Origin of the sequence: Streptomyces sp. NPDC057445 (assembly GCF_042802855.1) — a bacterium.
GTDB lineage: Bacteria > Actinomycetota > Actinomycetes > Streptomycetales > Streptomycetaceae > Streptomyces.
On the sequence record NZ_JBHVDH010000032.1, the window covers coordinates 42,069 to 49,116 of the forward strand.

Here is a 7,048-nt window from a genome sequence, read left to right on the forward strand (position 1 = left end):
CCCGAAGGAACCGAGTTGGGCCGTTGAGGAAGCAGGAGGTGCGCATTGGTGACCCGTCACGGCGACGGGCGCTGCCCGTATTCAGGAGTTCGTCATCTTTCCCACCCCTGTGGTTTCCGGCTGACGCTCATTCAGCTCATGCGCGCTCGGCGCGTCGCCGGGGCCGCCCTTTGAAGGGTTTCCCTTGTCACGCACTTCGTTCAACACATCTTCCACTTCCGGTGCGGCGCGGTCACCGCGCCGGAGCAGGTGGCTGTACGTGGCGGGGGACACGGCCTGTCGCGCCACAGGTCGCCGGTCGCCCGAGGGGCACCGGGAGCGGGGGCGTACCGCCGTCTGCTGTGCATGATCGACGCAGCCGCCGTCAGGAGGTGAGGATGGCGATGCCGTCACCGAGCAGCTTCAACCCGAGGACGAGGAAAAGGACCGCCATCACAGCGACGTTGTGCTGCGCGGCCCAGTCCTTCCAGCCGCCGAGCGTGGTCTTCGCCCGGTCTCCCCCGACGAGGAAGACCCCCAGGGGGGCAAGGAGTCCGAGAGAGCCGATCAGTACGAAGATCGCCAGCGACGCGATCTGCTCCGCGACAGGAAGCCCGGCGGACGCGATCGAGGCGGCTGCGGCGATGGTCAGCGGTGCGTTCTTCGCATTGAGTGCGGCGAGCGCCAGTGCGAGTCCGAAGACCTTCACCGGCGTGAGGCGGTCGATCGTGGCCATCCACTTCGGCAGCTGCGCCTCGGAGGCATCCGCAGGACGCCGGTGCCACAGCCGGGCACCGAAGAGGACGAGCAGCACTCCCAGGGCAAGTTTGAGGCCGCCTACCCAGGTGGCCGGATGACCGCCGGAGGAAGCGCCACCCGGTCCGGCGAGCGCCAGCGTCACCGCGCCCAGGGCCGAGAGCCCCAGAATCCAGCCACCGGCGAACAACGACCCGTTCAGCCGTCCCCGAGGTGTGGCGAGTACGAGAATCATCGCGATGATCGGAAGCGGGCTGATCGCGACAGCCGCCGCAAGACCCAGCACGTCACCGAGAACTTCACCCATGGCGGGCCTCCGGTGGGGAATCAGGGCGATCGGGCTGGACCGAGCTCGGCCGAGTGGACCGACGGCCCGTGCCGAGGGCCACGTGACGGTCCTGAGCAACGGGCCACAGAACCCTCGAACGGCTCCCCGGACAACATAGTTCGCCTGTCGCCCCGCTGCGCGCCGCGGGCGCCCAACGGGTGAACGGCCGGCTCTGACCGGCTTCGTGCCGGAGCGGTGCGGGGCGCGGCGATTCCTCCCGCCCGACGCGGCCGGCGGGATCGAGGTGGAGTTCAGTCCCGATGCGATGCGATGCGATGCGATGCGATGCGATGCGATGCGATGCGATGGAAGGACGCCTACTGGAGCGGCCCCACCAGCGGATGACGCCCCACGCCTCGGCGTACGCGATTCGGGGCGAGAGGCGTCGGTGTGGTCACAGTCGGTTCGGGTCACCGCAGGTGGGGCGCCATGACCGTCGATGATCAGGTGGTGTTCGGATCCGGCTCGGCCACGGGTCCGGCGCTCGTCAGAGCTTCCCGCCGATCTCACAGGCCTGGCACGGCGGCCGTCCGCAGGTGCACTGCATGATGGCGTCGAGGACCTCGTGGTCGTGGTAGAGACACTCGTCCTTGCACGTGTGGCGCGGGATGAATCCTGCCGGGATCTCGCCGGGCCACGGCTCGTGGCCGTCCCGGCAGCGGACGAACCGCTCGGGGTCGGTGGAGTGCAGGTCGTGCATGTTCGACCGCGCCTCGTCCTCCAACTCCCGCACTCGCTCCACCAGGGCCTTGAGTTCGGCGGCGATGCCGGAGTACCGGTCGGCGCCGGTCCTTACGTGCGCGGCCCGCAGTGCCATCGCTGCGTTGCCCAGAAACCGGCCGGCATCCTGCAGGTCGGTCACGTGGTGCATCTGAATGCCGGTCACGCCCCGGACCCACACTGCGTCCATGCTCACTGATCCACCTTCCCGGCGTTCGCCTGGTTTTCTTACGAGAGATTACGCGCGGCGCCGGTGTCTCCGCATAATGAAAAACAATCTGTTTACGGACGCTAAAGGCCCCTACCGTGCCCGTCCAGTAAATTGTGCGTGAATCGGCTCACAGTCGGGTGATGGATCTTCTATTGAATCTTCAGCTGATTTCCTGTCCGCCGGACGTCCCCCCGCCCGCCCGTGTCGGTCATCCGGCGACCGTGTAGGAGCTCGCTCCCGTCCCGGCCAGCCCACCGCCGTCGACGATCAGGTACTCGGGGCGGACGGGGCGCCCGTCGAGCCAGCACTCCAGGATCTCCCGCGTACCGGCCGCGTAGCGTGCCTGCGCCGAGAGGGTCGACCCGGAAACATGCGGCGTCATCGCCTCGTACGGCATGGTGCGCCACGGATGGTCGGGCGGTGGCGGCTGCGGGTACCAGACGTCACCGGCGTAACCGGCCAGTTGGCCGCTGTTGAGGGCCCGCACCACGGCGTCCCGGTCGACGATGAGCGCGCGTGCGGTGTTGACGATGTACGAACCGCGCTTCATGGCCCCGATCAGCTCGTCGTCGAAGAGGTTCATCGTCTGTGGATGCAGCGGAGTGTGGATCGACAGCACATCGACGGAGGAGGCCAGCGAACGGGCGTCGGGATGCGAGGTCAGGTCCAGCTCCTCCTCGATCTCCGTGGACAGCCGGTGCATGTCGCAGTAGTGCAGTGTGACGTCGAACGGCTTGAGGCGGCGCAGTACCGCCTGGCCGATACGGCCGGAGCCGAGGACGCCGACGTCCATGCCTTCGAGGTCGTAGGCGCGCGACACGCTGTCGGCGATGTTCCAGCCCTTCTTGGTGGTCACCCACTCGTGAGCCGGCATGTAGTTGTGCACCAGGGTGAGGATCTGCATCACGGCGTGCTCCGACACACTGATGCTGTTGCTGAACGTCACCTCGGCCACGGTCATGCCATGGGAGATGGCGCTCGGCAGATCGACGTGGTCCGACCCGATTCCCGCGGTGATCGCGAGTCTGAGCCGGGGGGCCGCGGCGATGCGCTCGGAGGTCAGATAGGCGGGCCAGAACGGCTGCGAGATGACCACGTCGGTGTCGGGAAGCTCGCGGTCCAGGGTGGAGTCAGCCCCTTCCTTGTCGCTCGTGACGACGAACGTGTGACCCCGGTCCTCCAGGAACCGGCGCAGTCCCAGTTCTCCGGAGACGCAGCCGAGGAGGTGCCCCGGGGTGAAATCGATGGCCTGCGGGGTCGGCGCGGTCTGGCCGCCCGGATAGCCGGTGATGGTGGGAATCTCGTCGCGGGCGTAGTCGGGGGGAAATCCGCCCACGGGGTCCGGATAGAGCACCGCAAGGATTTTTGCCATGGCCGTCCTCCATCGGTGGGGCCACTGCTCCGGTGAACGGGTAGGGCACCGGTAAACCGGTCGAACACCGATGATCTTGAATTTTAGTCGAGTGTGCATCGGCGCGGCAATCCCCAGGGATAATGGGGAGGTGTTCCGGTGGATAGGGATGCGGCTATTCCGATGAGGCCTGTGACGGGAGTTCGGGAGCCGTTCCGCGCGCGTCTGCGCGGGGGCGTCCTGGCGGCGGTCGCGCTCGGCGGCCTGCTGGGCGGGACGGCACGTTACGCACTGGGGCTGGCCTTCCCCACGCCGGGGGCGACGTTCCCGTGGACGACCTTCGCCGTCAACGTGTCCGGATCTTTCGTGCTGGCGCTGCTGCTCGTGCATGTGCTCGAGGTCTGGCCGCCGACCCGGTACGTGCGGCCGTTCGCCGCCGTCGGCTTCCTCGGCGCCTTCACCACCTTCTCGACCTGGATGGTCGACACCGATCACCTGCTGGGCCACGGCCACTACGCAACAGCGGCGTTGAACATCTTCGGGAGCCTCTTCGCCGGCCTGGCCGCCACCGTTCTGGGTCTGGCCATCGGCAGGCTGACGCAGGCCCGGCGCATACGGCTCGACGCGCGGCGCGGGCGCGCCCGCCGACACGGCTGGTGGGTACGGTGAACATCCTGCTCGCCGTCGGCGCGGCGGCCGCGGTCGGGGCAGTTGCCCGTTACGTACTCGACCAGTACGTGCAGTACCGGAGCCCGGGCGTGTTCCCGCGCGGCACCTGGCTGATCAACGTGACCGGCTCGTTCGTGCTGGGGCTTCTGGTGGGCCTCGGCGCACGGCACGCACTGCCGGAGCAGGTCGTGACCATTGCCGGTGTCGGTTTCTGCGGTGCCTATACGACGTTCTCCACATTCAGTTACGAGCTGGTCCACCTCTGTGAGAAAGGGCAGGTGGGCAAATCCCTGCTGTACGCGGCTTCGAGTCTCGCGGTGGGTCTTGCGGCAGCAGCGGCGGCGCTCGCCGTCGGGTCGTTCTGAGAAGGTCCGGGCCCGGCCGTCCGGTACTTGACACGCAGATTTACGAGACGTCTCCTTGAAGGTAGGAAATGCGCTGTGCGTGCGCCGTTCGGGGCGCACCGCAGGCGCTTCGGTGGCCAGCTTCCACCGGCATCCGGAGGCTGCTGATGGCAACCTATGAATATCTATGCAGCCGATGTGGGCCTTTCGACGTGAAGTTGACGATCGGGACGGCGCCCCGGACATATGGCTGCCCTGTTTGCGCAGGCGCTGCGAGACGTGTGTACAACTCGCCCGGCCTCACGCTGACCTCGCACGCGGTCGCCGCCCTTCATGACCAGGAGGAGCAGGCCCGTGAGGCCCCGGCAGTGGTCTCCGAAGTGCCGCCACGCAGAAGGGTGCCACGGCACCCGCACCCCGCGCTCTCGCGGTTGCCGCGTCCCTGAGGGCGTCCACGCGGACCTAGGAGGTGTCCCCGTGGGAAACGTAGGACTGCTCTTTGTCGGTGCGGTGCTCTTCATCAACGGAATGCTGTTGCTCGGGAAGGTCGACGCCAAGGCGGCAGCGGTGTTCAACCTTTTCGTGGGCGCACTCCAGGTGCTGACGCCGACTTATCTCATCTTCGTCGCCGTCGGCGACCCCAGAGGGATCCTGGCGGCATCCGGCATCTATCTGTTCGGCTTCACCTACCTGTATGTAGGCGTGGGCCTCCTCGCCGGTCTCGACAGCACCGGCGTCGGCTACTACTCGCTGTTCGTGGCGGTTGCGGCCCTGGGGTACTCGTTCGTCAATTTCCGGCTCTTCAGGGACTACCCGTTCGGGGTCATCTGGCTCTACTGGGCATTCCTGTGGTTCCTGTTCTTCCTGCTGCTCGGTCTCAAGATGGACAGCCTCAGAACCTATACGGGCTGGGTCACGGCGATCCAGGGCTGGGTCACCGGCGCGATTCCCGCGGCGCTGCTGCTCTCCGGTTACTGGGTGAGTCCCACCGAAACCGCCATCGCGCTGGCGGTGTTCGGTGTGGTGGTCTTCGGGGCGCTCTGGCCGTTCACCCGGAATTCGCGGCAGCCGGCACCAGCCGCCCCGGCGGCCGGAAGCGTGGGCGCACAAACGTGACGGGATCAGAAACGAGGAGCTGTCATGCCCGAAATCATCTTCAATGTGGACCACAGCAAGTCGATGCGTGACCAGGACGTTCCCGGACACAACAGGTGGCACCCGGACGTCCCCACCGTCGCCATGGTGAAGCCGGGAGCGGAGTTCCGCATGGAGTGCCGCGACTGGACCGACTGCCAGGTCGGCAACAACGACTCCGCCAACGACGTACGCGACATCGACCTGACCATCCCCCACATGCTCAGCGGCCCGATAGGCGTGGAGGGCGCCGAGCCCGGTGACCTGCTCGTCGTCGACATCCTCGACCTCGGTCCCGTGCCGCAGCAGACCGGCGACTTCGCCGGCCAGGGCTGGGGCTACACCGGCATCTTCGCCAAGGCCAACGGCGGCGGATTCCTGACCGACTACTTCCCGGACGCCTACAAGGCGATATGGGAATTCCACGGACAGCAGGCCGTCTCCCGCCACCTTCCCGGGGTGCGTTTCACCGGAATCACCCACCCCGGTCTGTTCGGAACGGCCCCGTCCGCCGAGATGCTCGGCCGCTGGAACGCCCGCGAGAAGGCATTGATCGACACCGACCCGAACAGGGTCCCCCCGCTCGCCGTACCGCCGGACGCCACCAACGCCCTCGCCGGCACGGCCACCGGAGACGTCGCGAAGCGCATCGCCGCGGAAGGCGCACGCACGGTGCCGGCCCGCGAGAACGGAGGCAACCACGACATCAAGAACTTCACGCGCGGTTCGAGGGTCTTCTACCCCGTACACGTCAAGGACGCCAAGCTCTCCGGGGGCGACCTGCACTTCAGCCAGGGCGACGGAGAGATCACCTTCTGCGGCGCCATCGAGATGGGCGGCTTCATCGACTTCCACGTCGACCTGATCAAGGGCGGCATGGAGACGTACGGCATCTCCACCAACCCCGTGTTCATTCCGGGCAACGTCGAGCCGAGGTACACGGAGTTCATGACCTTCATCGGGATCTCCGTCGACCACGACACGGACACGAACTACTACCTCGACGCCACGCTGGCCTACCGCCGGGCCTGCCTCAACGCCGTCGAGTACTTCAAGAAGTTCGGCTACAGCGGAGAGCAGGCCTACCTGCTGCTCGGCTCCTCCCCCATAGAGGGACGTATCAGCGGCATCGTCGACATCCCCAACGCCTGCTGCTCGTTGTACGTACCCACCGCCATGTTCGACTTCGAGGTCCGTCCCAGCGCCGCCGGACCGATGAAGGCCGACCGAGGCAAGTGCGCGGTGAGCACCGCCTGACCGGACCCCAGTTGCGGCCCCGCGGTCCCGGCGGCAACTCGGCTCTGCACATCATCGCCGTTTGCCGGATCCGTGACGGCGGGCCGCGGCCGGGAGCCCCGACGGTTAACCGGTGGCGCCGTGCCCTGGGGTGGGGCTACGGTTCTCCTCGTTCCCGGGCACGGTTCGTGTTCCGTTGCCGGGGAACGGCGTTGGTTCGTTGAGGAAGCAGGAGGTGAGGACATTGATGACTGTCACGGTGACGGGCGCTGCCCGCATTCAGGAGTTCATCATCGTTTCCACCCCTGTGGTCCCCGGCT

Annotated in this window: 8 protein-coding genes; 5 read left to right on the forward strand and 3 right to left on the reverse strand. The window is 67.1% G+C overall.

The annotated features are described in order from the left end of the window. Positions 1-364: 364 nt before the first annotated feature. The 3 genes from ACFU5O_RS35205 to ACFU5O_RS35215 all read right to left on the reverse strand — a co-directional run bounded on the left by ACFU5O_RS35205 (position 365) and on the right by ACFU5O_RS35215 (position 3,366). Positions 365-1,042 carry a GAP family protein gene (locus tag ACFU5O_RS35205; protein WP_384246646.1) on the reverse strand — a complete coding sequence of 226 codons (678 nt, stop codon included), beginning with the start codon at positions 1,040-1,042 and terminating at the stop codon, positions 365-367. 508 nt (positions 1,043-1,550) lie between these two features. Then, positions 1,551-1,973: a hypothetical protein gene (locus tag ACFU5O_RS35210; RefSeq protein ID WP_384246656.1), complete on the reverse strand. Its 423-nt coding sequence runs from the start codon at positions 1,971-1,973 to the stop codon at positions 1,551-1,553. Positions 1,974-2,202: 229 nt separating this feature from the next. Then, entirely contained in the window at positions 2,203-3,366 is a 1,164-nt protein-coding gene (locus ACFU5O_RS35215) for an NAD-dependent formate dehydrogenase (RefSeq protein WP_384246647.1), read from the reverse strand. A 171-nt stretch (positions 3,367-3,537) separates the two neighbouring features. On the opposite strand from ACFU5O_RS35215, the gene ACFU5O_RS35220 reads away from it, so the two are divergent. The 5 genes from ACFU5O_RS35220 (at position 3,538) to fmdA (ending at position 6,749) form a co-directional block, all read left to right on the forward strand. After that, positions 3,538-4,014: a fluoride efflux transporter FluC gene (locus tag ACFU5O_RS35220; RefSeq protein WP_384246649.1), complete on the forward strand. Its 477-nt coding sequence runs from the start codon at positions 3,538-3,540 to the stop codon at positions 4,012-4,014. After that, positions 4,011-4,379: a fluoride efflux transporter CrcB gene (gene crcB / locus ACFU5O_RS35225; protein WP_384246651.1), complete on the forward strand. Its 369-nt coding sequence runs from the start codon at positions 4,011-4,013 to the stop codon at positions 4,377-4,379. Before ACFU5O_RS35220 ends, crcB begins: the two co-directional genes overlap by 4 nt. A gap of 146 nt (positions 4,380-4,525) precedes the next feature. After that, positions 4,526-4,804 (forward strand): FmdB family zinc ribbon protein, encoded by a 279-nt coding sequence (locus tag ACFU5O_RS35230; RefSeq protein ID WP_384246652.1) that lies wholly within the window; start codon positions 4,526-4,528, stop codon positions 4,802-4,804. Between the two features lie 31 nt (positions 4,805-4,835). After that, positions 4,836-5,474 carry an AmiS/UreI family transporter gene (locus ACFU5O_RS35235; protein WP_384246654.1) on the forward strand — a complete coding sequence of 213 codons (639 nt, stop codon included), beginning with the start codon at positions 4,836-4,838 and terminating at the stop codon, positions 5,472-5,474. A gap of 24 nt (positions 5,475-5,498) precedes the next feature. Continuing rightward, positions 5,499-6,749 carry a formamidase gene (gene fmdA, locus ACFU5O_RS35240; protein WP_384246655.1) on the forward strand — a complete coding sequence of 417 codons (1,251 nt, stop codon included), beginning with the start codon at positions 5,499-5,501 and terminating at the stop codon, positions 6,747-6,749. The last annotated feature ends 299 nt before the right edge of the window (positions 6,750-7,048 follow it).